This window comes from Thiocystis minor (genome assembly GCF_016653465.1).
GTDB lineage: Bacteria > Pseudomonadota > Gammaproteobacteria > Chromatiales > Chromatiaceae > Chromatium > Chromatium minus.
This window is the reverse complement of sequence record NZ_NHSQ01000043.1, coordinates 26,270-47,223: the sequence shown is the minus strand read 5'-3', so window position 1 is coordinate 47,223 and position 20,954 is coordinate 26,270. Positions and strand designations below refer to the sequence as shown.

Here is a 20,954-nt window from a genome sequence, read left to right as displayed (position 1 = left end):
TCGCGGCGCGCGTCGCCCAGAGCGATCCCGCGAAATTCGTCTTCTGCCCAGCCCATGCGATCCCCAATGAACGTGAATGCTCAAACCTATTTTACCCGCACACGGGGAGTTGTGTGTAATGGGATGCATTCTACCCTAGAGCCGTTACGATGAGACGCGCGGTCGGGCACGATCACGTCTTGGGTTGGGCGTTCGTCGATCGATCCGACGACAAGTCGGACTCACCAGGACCGACAGCCTGTCGGTGCTCCCAGGTGGCTTCCAGTGTGGGTCTGGTTGCTGCGGGGTTGAACCGATGCGCAACGGTCGTGGATCATACTGGCTGCGTTTCAATGGGATCATCGAGCACGACGAATGAGAATTTCCGAACACGAATTCGTCCCTTATCAGGCGCTGACTGCGCTTGAGAGCGGGCGCGTGCTGGTTCTGGCGCCGCATCCGGATGACGAGGTCTTCGGTTGCGGCGGGGCGATTATGCGTCATGTCGCGGCGGGGGATCCCGTCCAGGTCGTCATCGCGACCGATGGCGCTCTGGGTCTGGCGGCGGACTCGGCGGACGATATTCTGACCCGCCAGTGCGAAAGCGTCGCTGCCGGAGCCATTCTCGGCTATGGCGAGCCGTGCTTTTGGGGTCTGCCGGATCGCGGGCTGGAGTATGGCGAGGTACTGATCCGACGCATCCTGGACACGCTGGAGACGTGGGAGGCGGATCTCGTCTACGCACCCTCCTGGTGGGAGGTTCATCCCGATCATCTGATCCTGGCGCTGGCCGCGGCGGAGGCGGTGCGGCGTTGCGCTCGTCCGATACGGTTGGTTATGTATGAGGTTGGCGTCCCTCTGCATCCCACGGTCCTGCTGGATATCACCGATCTGCGCGAGCGCAAGCAGGCGGCGATGGACTGCTTTGCGAGCCAATTGAAGCAGCAACCCTATGCCCGCAGGATCGCGGCGCTGAATCGCTTTCGCACTTATACGCTTCCACGTTCTGTCAAAGCGGCGGAGGCTTTTCGGCTGATGTCGCGGGACGATTTGCGGGAGGATCCGCTGCGCGTCATCCGCCCCGGCGAGTATTACACCCAAACCGCATGCCGGGTGACGGCCCCGCCTCCCCTGGTTTCGGTCATTGTCATCAGTCCGGGCGGCGCACGGTTGGCGGATGCGCTGGATTCGATCGCGCTGCAAACCTATTCGAATATCGAGATCCTGCTCGTGTTGACGCAGGATGTCGGCGACGTCGATCCCGCGCTTCTGCAGGGGCGTTTTCTGGTGCGAACCTTTCCCGCGCCAGCGGCTTGCCAGCCGGCCCAGGCGGCGAATCTTGGGTTGGACCAAGCCCGTGGCGATTGGCTGATCGTGCTTGGCGAGGACGACATCTGCTTTCCCGATCACATCGCCTCCCTGGTCGAAACCCTGTCCCGCTCGGCGCCGGCGCGATGCGCCTATAGCGGGGTCCGGTTCGAGGAATGGGTGGCGGACCGGCAGATGCGCACAGAGGTGCGGAATCGGTCGTTCGAACGGCTTGATCTCTGGGGCGGATGTGAGATTCCGCTGCCTTGCTTGATGTTCGCGCGCGCGCTCCGCGAGGAAGGCTGCCACTTCGATGAACATCTCGATGGCGTCCATGCCTGGGATTTCCTGGTGCAACTGTCCATGCGGACGGATTTCGCGCGTCTCGATCAGGTCAGCGCGGCGCGGCGTTTCCGATGTTCCGACGCGACCGGCGCCTTCGTGCCGCTGGAGCGGCCTGGACCGCATTCGCTCGCGACCGGGGGGAAGGAAAAAGCATCTGAGGTCGCGACCGCGCGCGCCGCGGCGTTCGAGAAATGGACGGTTCTCTGGAGCGGTCGGGATATGCTCGACATTCTGCGCCATTGGGACGCGGCGCGGATGCGCGGCGAGCGCTTGAGCGAGGAACTGGCGGCACAACTGGCCGAACGCGAGGCCGTGCTCAGGACTCTGGCGGGGGAGAACGCAGGATTGCGAGAGCGGCTGGACGCGCTGGAGACCGACGCGCGGATGCACTCGGCCAGCGTTCTGGAACTGCGGCGGACCATCGACGAGCTGCGGGGGTCGACCTCCTGGCGGATCACAGGTCCATTGCGGTGGGCGGTGTCTCGCTGGAGAGGTTTGCGATCGACGCAAGCTAAGCCCGCACGATGATCCGGATGGCTTTCGCGGTCGGGGATAGCGCTTTCCGTTCGATCTCCATAACCAAGCGACTTGCTCCGATATTTGTCAATGCATCGGCGCCAGCGACTCCGTAGACTGTTTGGCAACCAATCATTCATTGACCGCTGACCGTCCTGGTCGCCAACCCAACGACGCGGGCTGGAGAACTGTCGGGCGGCATATCCGGAGTCCACAGCATGATGATTAAAAACAGTGTTCACGTTTGTTCGACTGTCGTTGCCCCTAAGCTCGTGCAACACAAGCCTGCCAGCCTCTGGCCCTATCTGGAAATCGGCTCGACGGCGGTCTTGCTCGGCATCCTGTTGTTCGCGTCGACCTTGACCAACCTTTAACCGGCAACGAGCGGCTAGCGTTCAGCCATGAGCGCCTGGACGCTTGGCGACTGGCGGGTTTGGGCGGCAGACCGAAACCTGACCGCGGGGCGGATGCCCGACGGCGATTCCTGGATGTCGAAGCTGTCCGTGGGTTGCTGAAGTCTGCCGTTCTTGCTCGGTTTCACGACCAATTCATGGATCTCTCCGATGACAACGCAAACACTCGACAGCTCCCGGATCGAACACTTTCCGATCTCGTTTTTCGCGATGGTCATGGGCATGGCCGGCCTGACCATCGCCTGGGAAAAGGCGCAGTCCGTCCTGCAGCTGGATTTGGGCATCAGCCCCTGGCTGGTCGGCCTGACGACAACCCTGTTCGTGGTTCTGGCGGGGTTTTACGGAACCAAGCTGGCGGTCTATCGTCAGTCCGTGATCAAGGAATTACACCACCCGATTAAGCTGAACTTTTTCCCGACCATCTCGATCAGCCTGCTGCTGCTCGCGATCGCCTTCCTGCATCTTGTCCCATCCGTGAGCCTGGGGCTCTGGCTGACGGGCGCTGTTCTGCATCTGCTGTTCACGCTCTATGTGGTGAGCGTCTGGATTCATCACGAACATTTTCAGATTCATCACATGAATCCGGCCTGGTTCATTCCGGCCGTGGGCAATGTCCTGGTGCCGATCGCCGGGGTGCCCTTGGGATACGAGGAGGTTTCCTGGTTCTTTTTCAGTGTCGGCATGCTGTTTTGGATCGTGCTGATGACGATCATCATCTATCGGGTGATGTTTCATCACCCCATCGAAGCCCGTCTGATGCCGACCCTGTTTATCCTGATTGCTCCGCCCGCGGTCGGTTTCATCGCCTATATGCGACTCGTCGGCGAGATCGACAGCTTTTCGCGCATTCTTTATTACAGTGCGCTGTTTTTGACCCTGTTGCTGTTCACGCAGGCGAGACGTTTCCTGAAGTTGCACTTTTTTCTGTCCTGGTGGGCGTATTCCTTTCCGCTGGCGGCGTTCAGCATTGCCAGCATGGTGATGTTCGAGCGCACGGGCGGCGATGTTTACCGCTATCTCGGGGTGGGCGTGCTGACGATGCTGACCGGAATCGTCGCGTTGCTGCTGGCTGCCACGGCGGTGGCGGTCCGCAACCATCGCATCTGTTCGCCGGATCATTAAGCGATTTCCGGAAATTGTCGGGGCGATTTCAATCGCCCCGACAAGACTTGCAGCCATTCTGAATCGGGATACTCATTCTTAATTTCACCCGCAGACACATTAAAGAACAGGAAACGCCATGTCCGACGCCAATCCAGCACCACCGACGCAGTCAGCGCCAGAACGAAAACCAGAGTCAGCGTTACAGCAAAAATCGCTCCTGGCGGTCGGTTTTCTGATCCTGATGTTCGCCTCGGGACTGTTGCTCGTTTATCTGGTCGACGCGACGCCGCCGATGACGTCCGTCGATCAGGAAGACAGGCATGCCGGGATCGCGACCCCGAGTCCGGCCGAGTCGGTCGCCGCCGCGGCATCCGACGCGCCCTCCGCGCGCGCGCCTGAGCCGGGGTCGGATCCTCGGCTGGTCCAGGAAACGCAGGCCATGCGCGAACTGCTGGCGGTCACGGAGCAAAAGGTTCAGACCTTGGAGGATGACCTGAAGGCATGGAAGGACCAGCAGGCCAAGGCGTTCGAGCACGAGCGTCAGCGTATCGCCGACGATCTGGCCGCCATCGCACAAGCGCACCAGCGGGAACTGGCGGAAGACAACGCATCTGCTCAGGCACGGGACGATGCACTCGCTCAACTTAAGCGTGATTATGCCACCCTCAATGCTCAATTCACGGATGACGGCGTGTTGGTTTCGCTCACCGAATCCGATCTGAATTTCCCGATGGGCGGGGCCGCTCTGCCGTCCGAACGGTCGGCAAGTCTGGAAAAGGTCGCGGAGTTTTTGGGCCGGCATCCGAATCTGACGGTTCTGCTGCAAGGTCATACCGACAGCCTGGGCAATGCGGCCCGGAATCTCGACCTGTCCGAACAGCGCGCCATTGCCGTCAAGGCGGCGTTGGTCGATCTGGGAGTCGCGCAGGACCGCATTCGCGCCGAGGGGATGGGCGAGACCAAGCCGATCGTCAGCAATGACACTGCACAGGGTCGAAGCAGGAACCGTCGGGTCGACATCTACCTGACCGAGCGTTAAACCGCGCGGGGTAAGACAGGTGTCGTTTTGTCTTGCCTCGCACGTCCCTCAATCCATCGGCGTTGCGTTGATTGCGGGTCTTCTGATTCGGTGCCCGTCTGTGGTTAAATGACAGCCTTTCAGGCCACGCAACGATCATTCAATGGCTGTCGATACCCTTCCTCGTCGGGCGCACATCGAACGCAAGACACTGGAAACCCGGATCAACGTCACCCTGGATCTGGACGGCAGCGGCCGTTCGCGTTTCCAGACCGACGTGCCCTTTCTGGATCACATGCTCGATCAGGTGGCCCGCCACGGTCTGATCGATCTCGACATCGAGGCGGTGGGCGATCTGCACATCGACGCCCATCACACGGTCGAGGATCTCGGGATCACGCTCGGTCAGGCGCTGGCCAGCGCATTGGGCGACAAGCAGGGCATCCGTCGCTACGGTCATGCCTATGTGCCGCTGGACGAGGCGCTTTCGCGCGTGGTCATCGACCTCTCCGGCCGGCCCGGTTTGGTCTATCAGGTCGATTTCACCCGTGCCCTGATCGGCGCCTTCGACGCAGACCTCTTCCATGAGTTTTTCCAGGGTCTGGTCAATCACGCGGGCATGACCCTGCATATCGATAACCTGCGCGGCGTCAATGCGCATCATCAGGCCGAGACCATCTTCAAGGCGTTCGGGCGCGCGCTGCGCATGGCTGTCGAGCCCGATCCGCGCATGGCCGGCATTCTGCCCTCGACCAAGGGCGCTTTGTGAAGTCTCAGTTGTCGGTTGTCAGTTGTCAGTTATTGCCTAATGCCTATTCCCGCGATTCATTTATGTGTTGAGAGAGCCATCCAGTGCTGCTGATTCCCGCAATCGATTTGAAGGACGGGCGCTGCGTGCGTCTGCGTCAGGGTCGCATGGACGACGAGACCATCTTTTCCGACCATCCGGTGGAGATGGCCGGGCGCTGGGTGGGCGAGGGCGCTCGCCGGCTGCATCTGGTCGATCTCAATGGCGCCTTCGCCGGCGAGCCGATGAATGGCGCGTCGATTCGCGAGATTACGGAGGCCTATCCGGGCTTGTCGATCCAGGTCGGCGGCGGCATCCGCTATGAGAAGACCATCGAAGCCTATCTGAAGGCCGGTGTCTCCTATTGCATCATCGGCACCCAGGCGGTCAAGGATCCGGAGTTCGTCGCGCGCGCCTGTCGCTCCTTTCCGGGGCAGGTCATGGTCGGGCTCGATGCCAGGGATGGACAGGTCGCGATCAAGGGCTGGGCCGAAATGACTCCCCATCGGGTCGAGGATCTGGCCAAACGCTTCGAGGACGACGGCGTCACCGCCATTGTTTATACCGATATCGGGCGCGACGGCATGCTGACCGGACCCAATGTCGAGGCGACCCGCGCGCTGGCCGAGGCGATCCGCATTCCGATCATCGCCTCGGGCGGGATCACGACCATCGACGATATCCGCGTCTTGGCGGAAAGCGCCGGCAGCGGGATTACCGCCGCTATCACCGGTCGCGCCATCTATGAAGGGACGCTCGACTTTGCCGAGGGCCAGAGGCTGGCCGACCAGCTGAATCCATCCGTCTAAACCGCGTCTAAAGCGAGAACGAAACATATGTCCGATCAGTGGCTCGACGCCATCAAATGGGGAGCGGACGGGCTAGTGCCCGCCATCGCCCAGGAAACCGGAACCGGCGTCATCCTGATGATGGCCTGGATGAACCGCGAGTCGCTTGGGCTCACCCGCGACACCGGGCATGCCGTGTACTGGTCGCGCTCGCGCGGACGGCTGTGGCACAAGGGCGAGGAATCCGGGCATCAGCAGGTCGTGCACGCGATCCGGATCGACTGCGATGCCGATGTCGTCGTCATCGAGGTCGAACAAAAGGGTGGGATCGCCTGTCATACCGGGCGTCATCACTGCTTCTACCGCGAACTGGACGCCAACGGGGACTGGGCCGAGATCGCGCCGGTGCTGAAGGATCCGGATGCCATCTACCGTCAATCCTGATCGGAGCCTGCCACGATGAGCGATATCCTCGAACGTCTTTCGGTCATCCTGGAAGAACGCAAGGCGGCCGATCCCGACTCGTCCTATGTCGCCCGGCTCTATGCCAAGGGACTCGACGCCATCCTCAAGAAGATCGGCGAGGAGGCCACCGAAACCGTGATGGCGGCCAAGGATGGGGTTCCCGAGAAAATCGTGTATGAGGTCGCCGACCTCTGGTTTCACACCCTGGTACTGCTGGCCCAGCAGGGATTGGGGCCGGCGCAGGTGCTGGCGGAACTGGATCGTCGTTTCGGACTCTCGGGCCTGGACGAGAAGGCCGGACGCGCCAAATAACGCAAGTCTGGCCGTCTTTCGATTTGGCACTGACATCGATTTCCAAATTCTGGCGCGGTCACCATGTCACACCCGGATCTGCTCGGCTATGCCGCCGCCTTTTTGACCACGGCCTCCTTCGTCCCTCAGGTTTGGCAGACCCTGCGCACCCGCGACACCCGCGCCCTTTCGCTCTGGATGTATCTTCTGTTCACGGCTGGGGTGGCGTTGTGGGGCCTTTATGGCATCCTGCTCGGGGCCTGGCCGATCATCCTCGCCAACGGCGTGACCCTGCTGCTGGCGACGATCGTCCTCTGGCATAAGCTGACCGAACCACGGGAATCCTGAGCGCGGCATGACGCTTCTATCCGTTTTCTCGGTGTTCACCGGCGCCGGACTCGGCGCGCTGCTGCGCTGGTTCCTGGGCAGCCGGCTCAATCCGCTCTTTCCGACCCTGCCGCTCGGAACTCTGGCGGCCAACCTGCTGGGCGGGCTGCTGATCGGTCTGGCCGTCGCCTGGTTTTCCCGGCATCCCGGTCTGCCACCAGAAGCGCGCCTGCTCATCGTCACCGGCTTTCTTGGCGGTCTCACCACGTTTTCCACCTTTTCGGCGGAGGTGGTCAATCTGCTGGCGCGGGGCGATTATCTCTGGGGCCTGGTTGCGATCCTGGCGCACCTGACCGGTTCGCTGACCATGACGGCGCTCGGCCTGTGGCTGGCCTATCTGCTGATGCGCGCTTGACGCCGGGCTGGAACCGGACTGGAACTTCACCTAAACCGCGTCCAGAGCGGAATGCGTAATTCTCATGTTGTGTCTAGCTGTGGAGATGTCCTCGATCTCGGTGAGACGCGGTTTTAAATTTATATTTTTAATCACTTAAACAGCGCCAGCTCCAGCGGTCGTTGATTCTGCCGGGGCCGGTCCAATGCAAAAACAGCGCATACCGCGCTGGGCGCGGTTTAATCTCAAGAGGAACGCGACCATGCAGGGGTGTTTTCTCAAATTCTATGTCGCCGAAAACCGCCGCCATCATCGCAGATTGGCGTATGAATGGCTGCTGGAGGAGGCGCGGTCCATGGGCTTCCATGGCGGTTCGGCGTTTCGCGCACTGGCGGGGTTTGGCCGGCACGGGCGTCTGCACGAAGAGCATTTCTTCGAGCTTGCCGGGGATCTGCCGGTCGAGGTCGGTTTCGTGCTCACCGAGGCGGAGGCAGATCGTTTCATTACCCATCTCGGCGCCCAGGGTTTGAGCCTCTTCTATCTGCGCGTGCCCGTCGAGGCGGGCTTTACCAATGGGGACGCTCGGATTGACGGCTCCGTGCCGGCGGTTTGACGGTCCAACTGAACGACCTAAAAGGAATCTCGAACAATGCTGAAGATCGTACCGCGTCCGGTTTGGATTCTACTGACCATGCTTAGTGCCTCGGCCGCGCTGGCGAGCCTGATCCTGACGCCCTGGCTGAATCTGGACCCCTGCCATCTCTGCATCTTTCAGCGTCTGCTGTTCATGCTGATGGCGCTGTTGGCGACGGCCGCCGCGCTGGCCGAGTCCCCTGGCGGGTCGCGTCTGGCGGTCCAGGCGTCCGGCCTGGGATTGCTGGCGCTCGCCGCCGTCGGCGCCGGTGTCGCCGCCTATCAGAGCTGGCTGCAATTCCAGCCGGTGGACACGGTCTCCTGTGTCGGCGGCCAATTAGGCCCCATCGAACGACTGGTCGAATGGCTCGGCCAACAGGCCCCTTCGCTCTTTCTGGCCAGCGGATTCTGCGAGGATCGGGAACTGGTCATCCTGGGTCTGTCGCTGGCGAACTGGGCCTTTTTCCTGTTCGTCCTGACGCTTGCCGTCACGGCCTGGACGCTTTGGCGGGGCCGGCGCTCGCCCCGCGCGAATCTGCTCTAATCCTGCCATGTCGAACAATAAACCGCTCAACGTCGCCGGCGAATTCTGGCTCAACGTCAACGATGTCGCCTTTCTCGGCGAGGAGCGTATCGCGCTGCTGGAACAGATCGCCGAGCGGGGCTCCATCACCCAGGCTGCCAAGTCGCTCAAGATCAGCTATAAGGCTGCCTGGGACGCAGTGGACGCGATGAACAACGTCGCCCCCGCGCCGGTGGTGGCGACCGCGACCGGCGGCCGGGGCGGCGGCGGCGCCCGTCTCACCGACGAGGGTCGCCGCCTGATCGCCGCCTATCGCACCATCGCCACCGAATACGCCCGCTTTTTGGAGGGGATCAACGCCGCCATGGGCGACTCGACGGCTGCGCTCGACCTGCTGCGCCGGCTCGCCATGCGCACCAGCGCCCGCAATCAGCTCATCGGGCGGATCGTCTCCGTCACCGCCCGCACCGTGGACGCCGAGATCCTGATCGAAATCCAGGGCGGCGAACGCATCGCCGCCGGAGTCACCAACGAGAGCGTCGAATCTTTGGGCCTGCGCCCCGGCCGTCAGGTCTGGGCCTTGATCAAGGCGGTCGCCGTCGGCATCGTCCGGGCGCCGGATCCAGGGGCGAACGCAGGCGTCAATGTGCTGTGCGGCCTGGTTCAGCGAGTGACCCGCAGCGACGGTCCTGCAGAGGTGGTGGTCGCGCTTGCCTCCGGGGTCACGATTCGTGGGGTGATCGCTTCGGACGCGCTCGACCGGATGGGGATTGCCGAGGGCGAAACCGCCTGCGCCATCTTCCCCGCCTCCGGCGTTATCATCGGCGTGGACAATTAAACCGCGTTAGACCCAACCCATGACACGCCGCTCCCGATGTTCTCCACGTCGTCCAGCGACATCGAGTTGGCAACCTTCTCAGGCGCCAATCGACACCACTCTGAAACCCCGTCCGGTTATGCACGGACGACAGGTTTTCGATCCGAAAGCGGGGCACTCTTAACCTTGGATCAGCTCGGCGGTGGGCCTTCGCCGCACGTTGCAGGGCGGGAGACGGGGGCGGGGGATCCAGCAACAGATCGACGAAACGCCGCTGCTCTTCGATGGACAGTCGAATGACAATGTTAAGCCCTTCAACCGCTGTCGCAAAGCCGCCAAATTTCCGCAAGAGTTGGCTGAAAGCTGTCACGAGCGCTATTTTCCCTTCGCGTGACCGAGCATAAAAATTTTTAAAAACAGTGTTCTGTTTATAGAAATACAACTTGGCATTTATCATGCTTTAATAATAGCGCCGCTGCGCACCACGAGGTTTTCCGCTGGCCCAGCCATCAGGACCGGCCAGCGCTTTCTTGCGATCACGATTCGGCGGTTCAATCGAGCCGCCACATCCCGACGAGCAATCGCCATGACACATTCGCCCTGTATTTTCGGCGCGGTACCCCGGGAAGGGTCATCACGCAACACGGTCAAGTGCTGCCAACCCCAATGGCAGGCCTGGCTTCCCGAGCCTTGGCAGGCGTTGGCGATTGTGCCCCAGTCGTTCCGAGTCTATCGGGAGTACGAGGTTCCGGCGCGGCGGGTGATCGGCGATGATCAGACTGGAAAGCCCTGCTTCTGCGCCTCCGATTATCGACTGATCGAGCCGCGCTCGGATGACGACGAAGAGATCTATCCCGCGCTGACCTACGGCGAGTCGCTCCAGGCGTGGCGACTCTTGGATGGACGCTGGCTCGTGCGCCGCTGGCGGCAGCCTTTTGGGGAGGATGTCGATCCGGTGATCAGCCTCGGTTTCGACACGCGGATGCCGCGATGACCCGGTGCGCTCGCATGGGGCGATTCCGGTGCCGCTCTGATCAATGACGCTGTATCTCATTAAAAATAACGCCTTCCGTAACAACAAGGTTTAATTGCTTTTTATTCTATATGAAGCGTTGTATCATTTTTTATATAAAGCTGGATTGTCCAGCAACCCATGCCAGACCTTAATCTAGCAATTCGTTGACGATCCGGCGCGCGACATGGCCGGACAGGTCGTCGACGCCACGGCAACCCGCTCCGAACCCTCAACCCTCAAAACAGGAGATATCCATGACCATGCACACCAGTGCCCGCAATCAATTCCATGGCACCGTGAAATCGGTCGACAAAGGCGCCGTCAATGCCGAGGTCATCCTCGACATCGGCGGTCTCGAACTCACGGCCATCGTCACCAATCGCAGCGTCGATCATCTGGAACTCGCGCCCGGACGGGAAGCCTATGCGCTGGTCAAGGCGCCCTCGGTCATCCTTCTCACCGATCCAGCGATCAAGACCAGCGCCCGCAATCAGATCTGGGGCACGGTCGCGCGCTGCGAGGAAGGCGCGGTCAACGCCATCGTCGTGATCCAGTCGGACAGCGGCCCGGAGCTGACGGCGGCGATCACGCTCGACAGTCTGCACGGTCTGGGGCTCAAGGCGGGTGCGCGCGCCTGCGCTCTGATCAAGGCGTCTCAGATCATTCTGGCCACTAAACCCTGACATCCGGTATCAGAAACCGCAAAGGCACAAAGTACGCAAAGAATAACAAGGGCTTGTAATACGCATGGCAATCATCCCCTGGGGTATGAATATCGTCATCAAGACAAGACTTTGAAGTCCTTTCCGCTCTTTGTGTGCTTTATTGTTCACCACGTTTGAGGAAACAACCGATGAATCCTGCTCGCAACCTCTCCCTGATGCTGGCCCTGTTCGCAACCGGCATGGTCCAGGCCGACGATATTCAGATCGCCGTCGCCGCCAATTTCACCGCGCCCATGAAGGAAATCGCCGCCGCCTTCGAGCAGGAGACCGGACACCAGGTCAAGGCGGCCTATGGCGCGACCGGTAAGTTTTACGCGCAGATCAAGAACGGAGCGCCCTTCGAGGCGTTCCTGGCCGCCGACGATACGACTCCGACCAAACTGGTCGAGGAAGGCGTCGCGTTGAAAGAAAGCCAATTCACCTACGCGGTTGGAACCCTGGTGCTCTGGTCGGCCCAACCCGATTTCGTGGATGACGAAGGCAAGGTGCTCGCCGCCGGCGACTTCCAGAAGGTCGCCATCGCCAACCCCAAGACGGCGCCCTATGGGGCCGCCACCCTGGAAGTGCTGACGGGGCTGGGACTGTTGGACGCGATTCAGCCGAAATTCGTGACCGGCGAGAACATCGCCCAGACCTTCCAGTTCGCGAGCACCGGCAATGCCGAACTGGGCTTTGTGGCCCTGTCCCAGGTCATGGAAAACGGCAAGATCACCAAAGGTTCAGCCTGGATCATCCCGAGCAAGCTCCACGCGCCCATCCGTCAGGACGCCGTGGTATTGGAGCCAGGCAGGGATAAGCCGGCGGTCGCGGCGCTGATGGACTATCTCAAGGGCGAGCGGGCGCAAAGCATCATCCGCGCCTTCGGCTACGAGATCTAAACAATGCTGCTCAGTGACAGCGACCTGCAAGCGATCTGGCTGACCCTGCGACTGGCGGGGATCGTGACGGCCATCCTCTTTGTGGTCGGCACTCCGGTGGCTTGGTGGCTGTCGCGCACCCGTTCGCGTTGGAAGGGGCCGATCGGCGCGGTGGTCGCGCTGCCCCTGGTGCTGCCGCCCTCGGTGCTCGGCTTTTATCTGCTGGTCGCCATGGGGCCGAACGGCCCCGTCGGCCAGCTCACCGCGTCGCTCGGTCTCGGACTCCTGCCCTTTACCTTTTGGGGGTTGGTGGTGGCGTCCGTTTTCTACTCCTTTCCCTTCATGGTGCAACCGGTGCAGAGCGCCTTCGAGTCCATCGGCGAGCGTCCGCTGGAGGTGGCCGCGACCCTGCGCGCCTCGCCGCTGGATCGCTTTTTCACCGTCGCGCTGCCGTTGGCCGCGCCGGGCTTTCTCACCGCCGGTATCCTCACCTTTGCCCATACGGTAGGCGAGTTCGGCGTGGTGCTGATGATCGGCGGCAATATTCCCGGCGTGACGCGCGTCGCCTCGGTACAGATCTACGATCATGTCGAGGCGATGGAGTACGCCGATGCCCATCGTCTGTCGGCGGTAATGGTAGCGTTCTCTTTCCTGGTGCTGTTGTCGCTCTATGCCTGGCGGCGCAACGCACGCGGCGCGGACGGAAGCCATGGATGACATCGCTGCGCGCTTCCAGCTCGACTGGCCGGGTTTCCGGCTGGATGTCGACCTCACCCTGCCCGGCCGGGGCGTGACCGCGCTCTTCGGTCATTCGGGCTCAGGCAAGACCACCCTGCTGCGCTGTATCGCCGGGCTGGAGCGATCCCGGCAGGGCTTTCTGTCGTTCAAGGGCGAGGTCTGGCAGGACGCCCGAACCTGGTTGCCGACCTATCGGCGTCCGCTCGGCTATGTGTTTCAGGAGGCGAGTCTGTTCCCGCACCTGACGGTGCTCGGCAACCTGCGTTACGGCCAGAAGCGCATCGCGGCGGACCAGCGCAGGAGTCTGGATCAGGCCATCGAGCTGCTCGGCATCGGCCCGCTGCTGGCACGCCGGCCGGACCGGCTCTCCGGCGGCGAGCGTCAGCGCGTCGGCATCGCGCGCGCGCTGGCGGTCAGCCCGCGCGTGCTGCTCATGGACGAACCGCTGGCCGCGCTCGATCTCAAGCGCAAGCAGGAAATCCTGCCCTATCTGGAGCGTCTGCACGATACGCTGGAGATCCCCGTGCTCTATGTCAGCCATTCGCCGGACGAGGTGGCGCGGCTGGCCGATCATCTGGTCGCGATGGAGGGCGGTCGGGTGCTCGCCAGCGGTCCGCTCGGCGAGACGCTCGCCCGACTCGATCTGCCGATCCGTCTCGGAGAGGACGCGGGCGTGGTGCTGGATGCGACTGTCGCCGAGCGCGACGCGCAATGGCATCTGGCGCGGGTGGACTTTCCTGGCGGCAGCCTGTGGACGCGCGATCAGGGTCAGGCCATCGGGCAACACGTCCGGGTGCGGGTGCTGGCGCGCGATGTCAGTCTGGCCGCGCAGCATCAGGAACACACCAGCATCCTCAACCTGCTACCGGGCCGGGTCGACGCCATGGCGGACGACGAACACCCCGGCCTGGCCCTGGTGCGGGTGCGGGTCGGCGACTCGGTGCTGCTCGCCCGGCTGACGAAACGCTCGGCCGCCGCGCTCGGCGTGACGCCGGGGCAGTCGCTGTGGGTGCAGGTCAAGTCGGTGGCCTTGATGGAGTGAACAATCCACGGATTTCTGACAATCGACGCCTTCCCAAATGGCACTTGTGAGCGCGTCGCGCACGAACAGTACATGCTTCACTGGACGGATTTAGTAACACGCGATAATTTTTTGTATTATGCCGCCGTCGAGAGGCGAATGCCTCTTTACATCCAGGCGGGTTTTTTATACAAATAATAACAATTCGCGTTTATATCCTGGGATGGTGCGAGTTGCCAGCCAGATGACAGGTCTTCCGCCCTGGAAGCCCGCGCGATTACTGGCCGCATCGCATCAGCCTAGGAGGAAAGTCATCATGAGAGCACGACCATTATCGGCCGCGATCGCCTTGGCGCTAGCAAGCCAAGCCCCGGCGTTGGCGGAAACCGTCGAAGTGCGACTTCAGCGGCTGGAGACCCAGAATCGTGCTCAGGAAGCCGCGCTGAAACGACAGGAGGTGACCATCTCCGAACAACAGGCGCGGCTGGAAGGGACGCCAAAGCGCGTCAAGACATTGGAAGACGATCTCGAACAGAAGCGCGCCGGGGCGGGGGAGGGCGAAACCGGTGCCTGGTATCGCAACATCGAAATCGCCGGCCTGATCGAGGTCGAGGCCGGTTCTGTCTCACCGGCCGAGGGCGACAGCGAGAGCGACGTCACGCTCGCGACCGTCGAATTGGGCATCGCCGCTCAGGTCAACGCCTGGGTGGAGGCCGGCATTTCGTTCCTCTACGAGCAGGGCGAAACCGACCTGGAGGTGGATGTTGCCTACATCACCCTCGCCAATCCGGAGGCGACGCCGGTCTTTCTGACCGCCGGTCAGATCTATGTCCCCTTCGGCGTCTACGACACCAACCTGGTTTCCGACCCGCTCACCCTGGAGATCGGCGAAGCGCGCGAGACGGCGATTCAGTTGGGGGTCGTGCAGGGCGATTTCTCGGGCAGCGCCTATCTCTTCAACGGCGACAACAAGGTCAACGGCAAGAACCAGATCGGCAGTTGGGGCGCCAACCTTGGTTATGCCCACGAACAGGATGACCGCGCCTGGGCCTTCGGCGTCGGCTATCTCAACGATCTGGGCGACTCCGACACGCTTCAGGACACGATCAACGACAACCGTGTCGCGGCCTTCGAGGCGGCCATCGAGGGCGGTGCCGACCCTGGCTCGTTCAGCGTCGATCCCACGGATCGCACCGGCGGCTGGACGGTCAATGCGAGCGCGACCGTTGGCCGGTTCAATGTCATCGGCGAGTATCTCGCGGCCACCGACACCTTCGATGGCGACAGTCTGAGTTTCAAGGACAAGGGTGCCAAACCGTCAGCCTGGAACATCGAGGTCGGCTTCACCTTCCCAGTCATGGGCCGGGAGTCGGTCGCCGCCGTCGCCTGGCAGGGCACCCGCGAGGCGCTCGCGTTCGAACTGCCGAAGGAACGCTGGTTGGTCGGCTGGTCGATCGAGATCTTCGGCCGAACCTCGCTCGCGTTCGAGTGGGCGCACGCGACCGACTACCGCAGCTCCGATGGCGGAACCGGCAACCCCGGCGACAGCCTGGTCGCCCAACTGGCGGTGGAGTTTTAGCGGGAGATTGACGATCGTCAAGGCGGGTTCGGATGGTTGGTTGTGTGCGAGAGATGTTATGACATAACATTTCCCGCCATCCTCCCACTGACCGCCAGACCTCGTCGGAGTCTCTCCATGTACAGACCACTGCTGGCCACGGCCGCGACAGCGGCCTTGCTCGTCCCTCTCGGCGCCTTTCCGGCCAGCGATCCCGAGATCGCCGAACTGCGGTCCATGCTCAACCAGATGAAGAACCAATACGAGCGACGGATCCAGGATCTGGAGAGCCGGCTCGCCAAGGCCGAGCGACAATCCGCGGACGCGGCCCGCGAGCAGCCGGTTTCTCCGGAGGCGGCAGAGTCCCAACCGATGACCGCGCCAGCCGTTGGCCCGGTCGCCGCCGGTCCCGCCAGACAAAATCCGAGCGGCCTGGGCGCGCTCACCTCCGGCAGCGCCTTCAATCCGCAGATCTCGGTTATCCTCGACGGCAACTATTATCACGACGGCATCGACGGCGAAGGCGCGGCGCTGGTCGGTCAGGCCTTTCAGCCGTCCGGCGGCGGTCATGCGCATGAACACGAGGGCGAAGCCGCCCACGATCACGGCTCCACCGTCAACGGCTTCAACTTCCGCGAGGCCGAACTGGCCTTCTCGGCGACGGTCGATCCCTATTTCGATGCCGCCGCTTACATCGCCATCGACGGGGACGGCAATGTCCATCTGGAAGAGGGCTGGTTTCAGACACGCGGTCTGCCCTACGGTCTGCGCGCCAAGGGCGGCAAGTTTCAGAGTGACTTCGGCTACATCAACAAGCAGCACCCGCATCAGTGGGACTTCGTCGATCAAAATCTGGCCTATCTGAACCTGCTCGGCGACCACGGGATCCAGGACACGGGCCTTCAGCTCACCTGGCTGCCGGATCTGCCGCTCTATACGCTCCTGGGTGTCGAAGCCTTGCAAGGCAATCAGGAGGTCTTCGGCGCCACGCTCGACGAGGCCGAACAGGTCGAGCTGAATCTCGGCGACAGCCGGGACGGCCCCCGACTCTGGACGGCCTTTGCCAAGATCGCCCCGGATCTGGGTCAGAATCACGCGCTTCAGTTGGGCCTCTCCTATGCGCACGCGACCCAACATCAGGAGGTGCAGACGCACACGCACACCCACATGGACGAGGAGGAGGGCGTCGAGATTCACGAGAACGGACTGGCCGGCGACGCCGATTTATGGGGTGTCGATCTCGTCTACAAATACGACGGCGCAGGCGCCGCCGGTCAGGGCGATTTCAAATTCCAGACCGAGTATCTGCGTTCGATCAAGGATCTGAGCATCCGCTCCAGCCCCCATCCCGAGGCGATCGGTTCCGCGCGCGAGTTCACGACCGATGGTCTCTATGCGCAGGCGGTGTATGGCTTCGCGCCCAAATGGAAGGCGGGTCTGCGCTACGACGTGCTTGGTCTGACCAACGAGATTGGCGGCGGAACGCGGGCTGACTACGGTTCGTCCGACCGCTGGACAGTCAATGTCACCTGGAGCCTGTCCGAGTTCTCGCAACTGCGCGCGCAGTACGCCACGAACGACATCCTGGTCGCGGAAAACGAGCGCGAGCGTTTCGATGCCTTCTATCTCCAGTTTCTGATGAGCCTGGGCAGCCACGGGTCGCATGCGTTTTAGCGGAAGCAAACAGCGGTCTGCTTTCAGCCGCCAGCCTTCGTGTTCTCCCTTCTCCCCCGAGGGGGAGAAGGGTCGGGGATGAGGGGGAGATTCGGGCCGGCGCCAAGGTCTCGCCGCGAGACACTCCTCTCGCGATCAAATTCCATTGAGGAACCACTGATGATGAAACGATTGACTCTCGCCCTGATCGGCCTGTTGATCGCGGGCACGCTCCAGGCCGCCCCGCTGAAAATCGTCGCGACCAGCACCAGCATGGGCGCGCTGGTGCGCGAGGTCGCCGGCCCCCGGGCCGAATTGACCATCCTGGCCTCGCCGGACCGCGATCTGCATCAGCTTCAGGCCAAACCGAGCATGATGCGCGCGCTGCGCGGGGCAGATCTGGTGGTCGCCATCGGCGCCGAACTGGAGGTCGGCTGGCTACCGGTGGCCATCGGCAGCGCCGCCAATCCACGGATTCAGTCGGGCCAGCCCGGCTATTTCGAGGCCGCGGCCCAGGTCGATCTGCTGGATGTCGGTGGGCCAGCCGACCGCGCGCTCGGCGATGTGCATCCGGTCGGCAATCCGCATCTCGACCTCGATCCGGTGCGCATGTCGACCGTGGCCAGCGCGCTGGCCGAGCGACTGGCCCAACTCGATCCGGCGGGGGCAGACGCCTATCGCCGCGCGGCGGCTGCCTTCGCCGAGCGGGTCGGGCAGCGGGTCGCGCAATGGCGGACCCAGCTGGACGGCGCGCCGGGCGTCGTGCTCTATCACCGCGACGCCATCTATCTGTTGCAGCGTTTCGGCGTGCCCCTGCTGGGCACCATCGAGGCCGTGCCAGGCGTGCCGCCGACCGGACGCCAGCTCAGCGAACTGGTCGCGACGCTCAAGGGACGCGACGGCGTCATCCTTTTCGCGCCCTATCAATCGCCCCAGGCCCCCACGAAACTCGCCGGCGATCTCGGGTGGCGCGCCGAGCGTCTGAGTCTGGAGCCGCCGCTGTCCGCCGACGGCGACGGCTATCTGAACCACATCGGCCGCTGGGTCGATGTCATCGCGGGCGCGCGATGACGCGCGCACCCGGCGAGACGCTGCTGCGGGTCAGCGGGTTGACCGCCGGCTATGCGCGACCCGTGATCGGGCCGCTGTCCTTCGAGGTGCGCGCCGGCGAGGTGCTCGGACTCTGGGGTCGGAACGGTTGTGGGAAATCGACCATCCTCAAGGCCATCGGGAATGCCGCGCGCGTCTTCGCGGGTCGGATCGAGCAGGCGCCCGGACTGACGCTGGCCTATCTGGAACAGCAACCGGCGCGGTTTCCGCGCATGCCCGTGACGGGTCATGAACTGCTGCGTTCGGCGGGGGCGGCGCGAACCGATGCGCCGCCCGCGCTGGCGGCCATCCTGCATCGGCGTCTCGACCGACTGAGCGGCGGCCAGTATCAGCTGCTCTGGGTTTGGTCCGCACTGGCGACCGCGGCGGATCTGGTGCTGCTCGACGAGCCCACCAACAATCTGGATCCCGATGCCGAGGCCCGGCTGGTCGACCTGATCGTTCGGCCCGGAGACGGGCGCGCGGTGCTGCTGGTCAGTCACGAACGGCGTTTTCTGGAGTCCGTCTGTTCGCGGATCGTCGAGGTGAGCGTGGATCGCGAGTCCGGATGTTCGAGCTGATCCCCGACCTCGCGCTCGACCCGCTGTTCCGGCTGCCGTTCGTGACCGGGCTGCTGCTGGCCGGTCTGCTGCCGGTGCTCGGGGCCTTGCTGACCCTGCGTCAGGAATGGCTCGCCGCGCTCGGGCTCGCCCATCTGGCCGCCGCGAGCGCACTGATCGGACTGGCGGCGGGTCTTCCGGCGGTCGTTGGCGGAACCCTGGGCGCGCTGGTGGCGGGCGCCGTCAAGACCCTGCTGCGCGCCCGCGGCAATGCCGCCTACGCCTTTATGATCCTGATCGGCTGGTCGGCGCTGCTGCTGGTCGCGGCCAACTCGGCGGTCGGCGACAGCCTCGGTCACGCGCTGATCGACGGACAGCTCTATTTCGCCGGCACGACCGAACTGCTAATGTCCTCGCTGCTGGTCGCGAGCGCCATCCGCCTCCTGCCCTGGCTGATGCCGCTGATCCTGCGAGCGACCTTTTTCCCGCGTTTTGAGACGGCCAACCGGCGACCGACCTGGCACTGGCGGCTCGGTCTGGATCTGCTGACCGCCGCCAGTCTCGCGGTCGCCACCGCCACCCTGGGACTGATGGGCGCCTTCGCGCTGATCTTCGTCCCGGCCTGGATCGCGTTCCGTCTCGCCCCCAGTTGGCGCTGGACCCTGATCCTCGCGATCCTGATCGGCGGCGTCGGTTATCTCGCGGCCTTCATGACCGCGCTGGCGCTGGATCAGCCCTTCGGACCCGTGCTCGTCGCCCTACTGGTCGCCGGTGCTGGCCTGGCGGCGTTCAGCGGGGCCGGCACGTCGAGCGCGACTTGATCCTGAAAAGAGCTGTCAGCTTACAGACTCCAGCAGCCATCTCATGGAAATCATCAAATTGGCCATTGGGCAAGTCCGGCCGAGGTTCACCCATTGGGGGAACGCCTTAATCAGCGAAAACCTCGACATACCAACGGCTGGCGGCTGACTGCTCTTTCTAGGTTGATCGGTTCGACGCCAGAACACAGTCATCGACAACGAGCGGTTCCTATTCCCGAACTTACGATCAACCTGAAACCGAGGTCATTTCGATGCGCAATTATCTGCTCTGTCTCTGGCTGTTCCTGCCCTTGGCGCAAGCCGCCGAGCCGCTGCGGGTGTTCGTCAGCGTCCTGCCGCAGCAAACCTTTGTCGAACGCATTGGCGGCAGCCATGTCGTCGTGGAATCCATGGTCAGGCCGGGGTTCAGTCCGCACACCTATGAACCAACCCCGAGCCAGATCGCCCGGCTGGCCGGCGCGGATCTCTATGTGCGCATCGGCGTTCCCTTCGAGGACGCCTGGGCCGAGCGCATTCGCGTCACCAATCCGACACTGCGGATGCTGGACGCCCGCGAGGGAATCACTCCGCGCGCCATGGACGCGCACGATCACGATGAGAGGCCAGGCGAGGGGTCTGCGTATCAGGAAGCCGAAGCGCACGGACATGACCATGAAAGGGTTGGGGCCACGCCAGCCAAGACCGACTCCGAACAGGATCCGCACATCTGGACCAGCCCGGCCCTGGTCAAGCGGATGGCCGTGAACATCCAGCAGGCGCTCGCCGACCTGGACCCGGCCCACGCCAAGGACTACAGCGACAATCTCGCTGCCTTCACCGCCGACCTGGATGTGCTCGACCGCGACATCCGCGCCGAGCTGGCCGGACTGACCCACCGCCGATTCATGGTCTTCCACCCCGCCTGGGGCTATTTCGCCGAAGCCTACGAACTTGAGCAGATTCCCATCGAGAAGGCCGGCAAGGAACCGGGTCCGCGCAGCCTCGCCGCGCTGATCGATCAGGCCCGTCGCGAGTCGGTTCGGGTGGTCTTCGTCCAGCCGCAGTTTTCGCCCAAGTCGGCGGAGCAGGTGGCGAAGGCCATCGATGGGCGGGTGGAGGTCATCGATCCGCTGGCGCCGGCGTATTTCGAGAACCTGCGCCGGGTCGCCCGCGTGATCGCCGAGTCTGAACGATAATTTTTAATCCGGCATTCAGAACCGCAAAGGAGTA

The 20,954-nt window shown here is 63.0% G+C and carries 26 protein-coding genes; 25 read left to right on the top strand and 1 reads right to left on the bottom strand.

Features of this window, described 5'->3' with window-relative positions; all coding sequences use genetic code 11:
• Positions 1-354: 354 nt before the first annotated feature.
• From CCR95_RS03925 to CCR95_RS03865, 13 genes are all read left to right on the top strand, one after another.
• Positions 355-2,160, top strand: a complete 1,806-nt coding sequence (locus CCR95_RS03925) for a PIG-L family deacetylase (protein ID WP_201092056.1) — start codon at positions 355-357, stop codon at positions 2,158-2,160.
• 206 nt (positions 2,161-2,366) lie between these two features.
• Complete coding sequence (locus tag CCR95_RS03920; protein WP_201092051.1) at positions 2,367-2,522, top strand: hypothetical protein; 156 nt, start codon at positions 2,367-2,369, stop codon at positions 2,520-2,522.
• Between the two features lie 189 nt (positions 2,523-2,711).
• Positions 2,712-3,683 (top strand): SLAC1 anion channel family protein, encoded by a 972-nt coding sequence (locus tag CCR95_RS03915; protein ID WP_201092050.1) that lies wholly within the window; start codon positions 2,712-2,714, stop codon positions 3,681-3,683.
• 118 nt (positions 3,684-3,801) lie between these two features.
• Positions 3,802-4,704, top strand: a complete 903-nt coding sequence (locus CCR95_RS03910) for an OmpA family protein (protein ID WP_201092049.1) — start codon at positions 3,802-3,804, stop codon at positions 4,702-4,704.
• Between the two features lie 142 nt (positions 4,705-4,846).
• Positions 4,847-5,452, top strand: a complete 606-nt coding sequence (gene hisB / locus CCR95_RS03905; RefSeq protein WP_201092048.1) for an imidazoleglycerol-phosphate dehydratase HisB — start codon at positions 4,847-4,849, stop codon at positions 5,450-5,452.
• 83 nt (positions 5,453-5,535) lie between these two features.
• Entirely contained in the window at positions 5,536-6,279 is a 744-nt protein-coding gene (gene hisA / locus CCR95_RS03900) for a 1-(5-phosphoribosyl)-5-[(5-phosphoribosylamino)methylideneamino]imidazole-4-carboxamide isomerase (RefSeq protein ID WP_201092046.1), read from the top strand.
• 27 nt (positions 6,280-6,306) lie between these two features.
• Entirely contained in the window at positions 6,307-6,702 is a 396-nt protein-coding gene (gene hisI, locus CCR95_RS03895) for a phosphoribosyl-AMP cyclohydrolase (protein ID WP_201092043.1), read from the top strand.
• A gap of 15 nt (positions 6,703-6,717) precedes the next feature.
• A complete protein-coding gene (locus CCR95_RS03890) occupies positions 6,718-7,035 on the top strand; it encodes a phosphoribosyl-ATP diphosphatase (RefSeq protein WP_201092038.1) in 318 nt (105 codons plus the stop codon).
• 63 nt (positions 7,036-7,098) lie between these two features.
• Positions 7,099-7,362: a SemiSWEET transporter gene (locus CCR95_RS03885; RefSeq protein ID WP_201092037.1), complete on the top strand. Its 264-nt coding sequence runs from the start codon at positions 7,099-7,101 to the stop codon at positions 7,360-7,362.
• A gap of 7 nt (positions 7,363-7,369) precedes the next feature.
• A complete protein-coding gene (gene crcB / locus CCR95_RS03880; protein WP_201092036.1) occupies positions 7,370-7,756 on the top strand; it encodes a fluoride efflux transporter CrcB in 387 nt (128 codons plus the stop codon).
• A 241-nt stretch (positions 7,757-7,997) separates the two neighbouring features.
• On the top strand, positions 7,998-8,348 hold the full coding sequence (locus tag CCR95_RS03875; RefSeq protein WP_201092035.1) for a DUF190 domain-containing protein: 351 nt from the start codon (positions 7,998-8,000) through the stop codon (positions 8,346-8,348).
• Positions 8,349-8,384: 36 nt separating this feature from the next.
• The gene (locus tag CCR95_RS03870) at positions 8,385-8,912 is read left to right on the top strand and encodes a disulfide bond formation protein B (protein ID WP_201092033.1); all 528 of its coding nucleotides are present in this window, start codon (positions 8,385-8,387) and stop codon (positions 8,910-8,912) included.
• Positions 8,913-8,919: 7 nt separating this feature from the next.
• Positions 8,920-9,729 (top strand): TOBE domain-containing protein, encoded by an 810-nt coding sequence (locus tag CCR95_RS03865; RefSeq protein WP_201092031.1) that lies wholly within the window; start codon positions 8,920-8,922, stop codon positions 9,727-9,729.
• Here the strand turns inward: CCR95_RS03865 and CCR95_RS26060 are convergent.
• A complete protein-coding gene (locus CCR95_RS26060; protein ID WP_338115345.1) occupies positions 9,710-9,964 on the bottom strand; it encodes a hypothetical protein in 255 nt (84 codons plus the stop codon). The two genes, CCR95_RS03865 and CCR95_RS26060, sit on opposite strands and share 20 nt — an antisense overlap.
• Here CCR95_RS26060 and CCR95_RS26055 point away from each other — a divergent pair.
• The 12 genes from CCR95_RS26055 (at position 9,911) to CCR95_RS03805 (ending at position 20,920) form a co-directional block, all read left to right on the top strand.
• Entirely contained in the window at positions 9,911-10,102 is a 192-nt protein-coding gene (locus CCR95_RS26055; protein WP_338115346.1) for a hypothetical protein, read from the top strand. The two genes, CCR95_RS26060 and CCR95_RS26055, sit on opposite strands and share 54 nt — an antisense overlap.
• 192 nt (positions 10,103-10,294) lie before the next feature.
• A complete protein-coding gene (locus CCR95_RS03855; protein ID WP_201092027.1) occupies positions 10,295-10,702 on the top strand; it encodes a hypothetical protein in 408 nt (135 codons plus the stop codon).
• A 275-nt stretch (positions 10,703-10,977) separates the two neighbouring features.
• On the top strand, positions 10,978-11,406 hold the full coding sequence (locus CCR95_RS03850; protein WP_201092025.1) for a TOBE domain-containing protein: 429 nt from the start codon (positions 10,978-10,980) through the stop codon (positions 11,404-11,406).
• A 170-nt stretch (positions 11,407-11,576) separates the two neighbouring features.
• Complete coding sequence (modA, locus tag CCR95_RS03845) at positions 11,577-12,326, top strand: molybdate ABC transporter substrate-binding protein (RefSeq protein ID WP_201092023.1); 750 nt, start codon at positions 11,577-11,579, stop codon at positions 12,324-12,326.
• A 3-nt stretch (positions 12,327-12,329) separates the two neighbouring features.
• Entirely contained in the window at positions 12,330-13,022 is a 693-nt protein-coding gene (modB, locus tag CCR95_RS03840; RefSeq protein WP_201092021.1) for a molybdate ABC transporter permease subunit, read from the top strand.
• A complete protein-coding gene (gene modC, locus CCR95_RS03835; RefSeq protein ID WP_201092019.1) occupies positions 13,015-14,085 on the top strand; it encodes a molybdenum ABC transporter ATP-binding protein in 1,071 nt (356 codons plus the stop codon). Before modB ends, modC begins: the two co-directional genes overlap by 8 nt.
• Positions 14,086-14,380: 295 nt before the next feature.
• Entirely contained in the window at positions 14,381-15,643 is a 1,263-nt protein-coding gene (locus CCR95_RS03830; RefSeq protein WP_201092018.1) for an LbtU family siderophore porin, read from the top strand.
• Positions 15,644-15,760: 117 nt separating this feature from the next.
• On the top strand, positions 15,761-17,296 hold the full coding sequence (locus CCR95_RS03825) for a TonB-dependent receptor (RefSeq protein WP_201092016.1): 1,536 nt from the start codon (positions 15,761-15,763) through the stop codon (positions 17,294-17,296).
• A 162-nt stretch (positions 17,297-17,458) separates the two neighbouring features.
• Positions 17,459-18,346, top strand: coding sequence for a metal ABC transporter substrate-binding protein (locus tag CCR95_RS03820; protein ID WP_420825643.1), 888 nt, complete (start codon positions 17,459-17,461; stop codon positions 18,344-18,346).
• A complete protein-coding gene (locus CCR95_RS03815; RefSeq protein WP_201092012.1) occupies positions 18,343-18,945 on the top strand; it encodes an ATP-binding cassette domain-containing protein in 603 nt (200 codons plus the stop codon). The genes CCR95_RS03820 and CCR95_RS03815 overlap by 4 nt, the downstream gene beginning before the upstream one ends.
• Positions 18,933-19,745 carry a metal ABC transporter permease gene (locus CCR95_RS03810; RefSeq protein WP_201092009.1) on the top strand — a complete coding sequence of 271 codons (813 nt, stop codon included), beginning with the start codon at positions 18,933-18,935 and terminating at the stop codon, positions 19,743-19,745. The genes CCR95_RS03815 and CCR95_RS03810 overlap by 13 nt, the downstream gene beginning before the upstream one ends.
• Before the next feature lie 251 nt (positions 19,746-19,996).
• Positions 19,997-20,920 (top strand): metal ABC transporter solute-binding protein, Zn/Mn family, encoded by a 924-nt coding sequence (locus CCR95_RS03805; protein WP_201092008.1) that lies wholly within the window; start codon positions 19,997-19,999, stop codon positions 20,918-20,920.
• Positions 20,921-20,954: the final 34 nt, after the last annotated feature.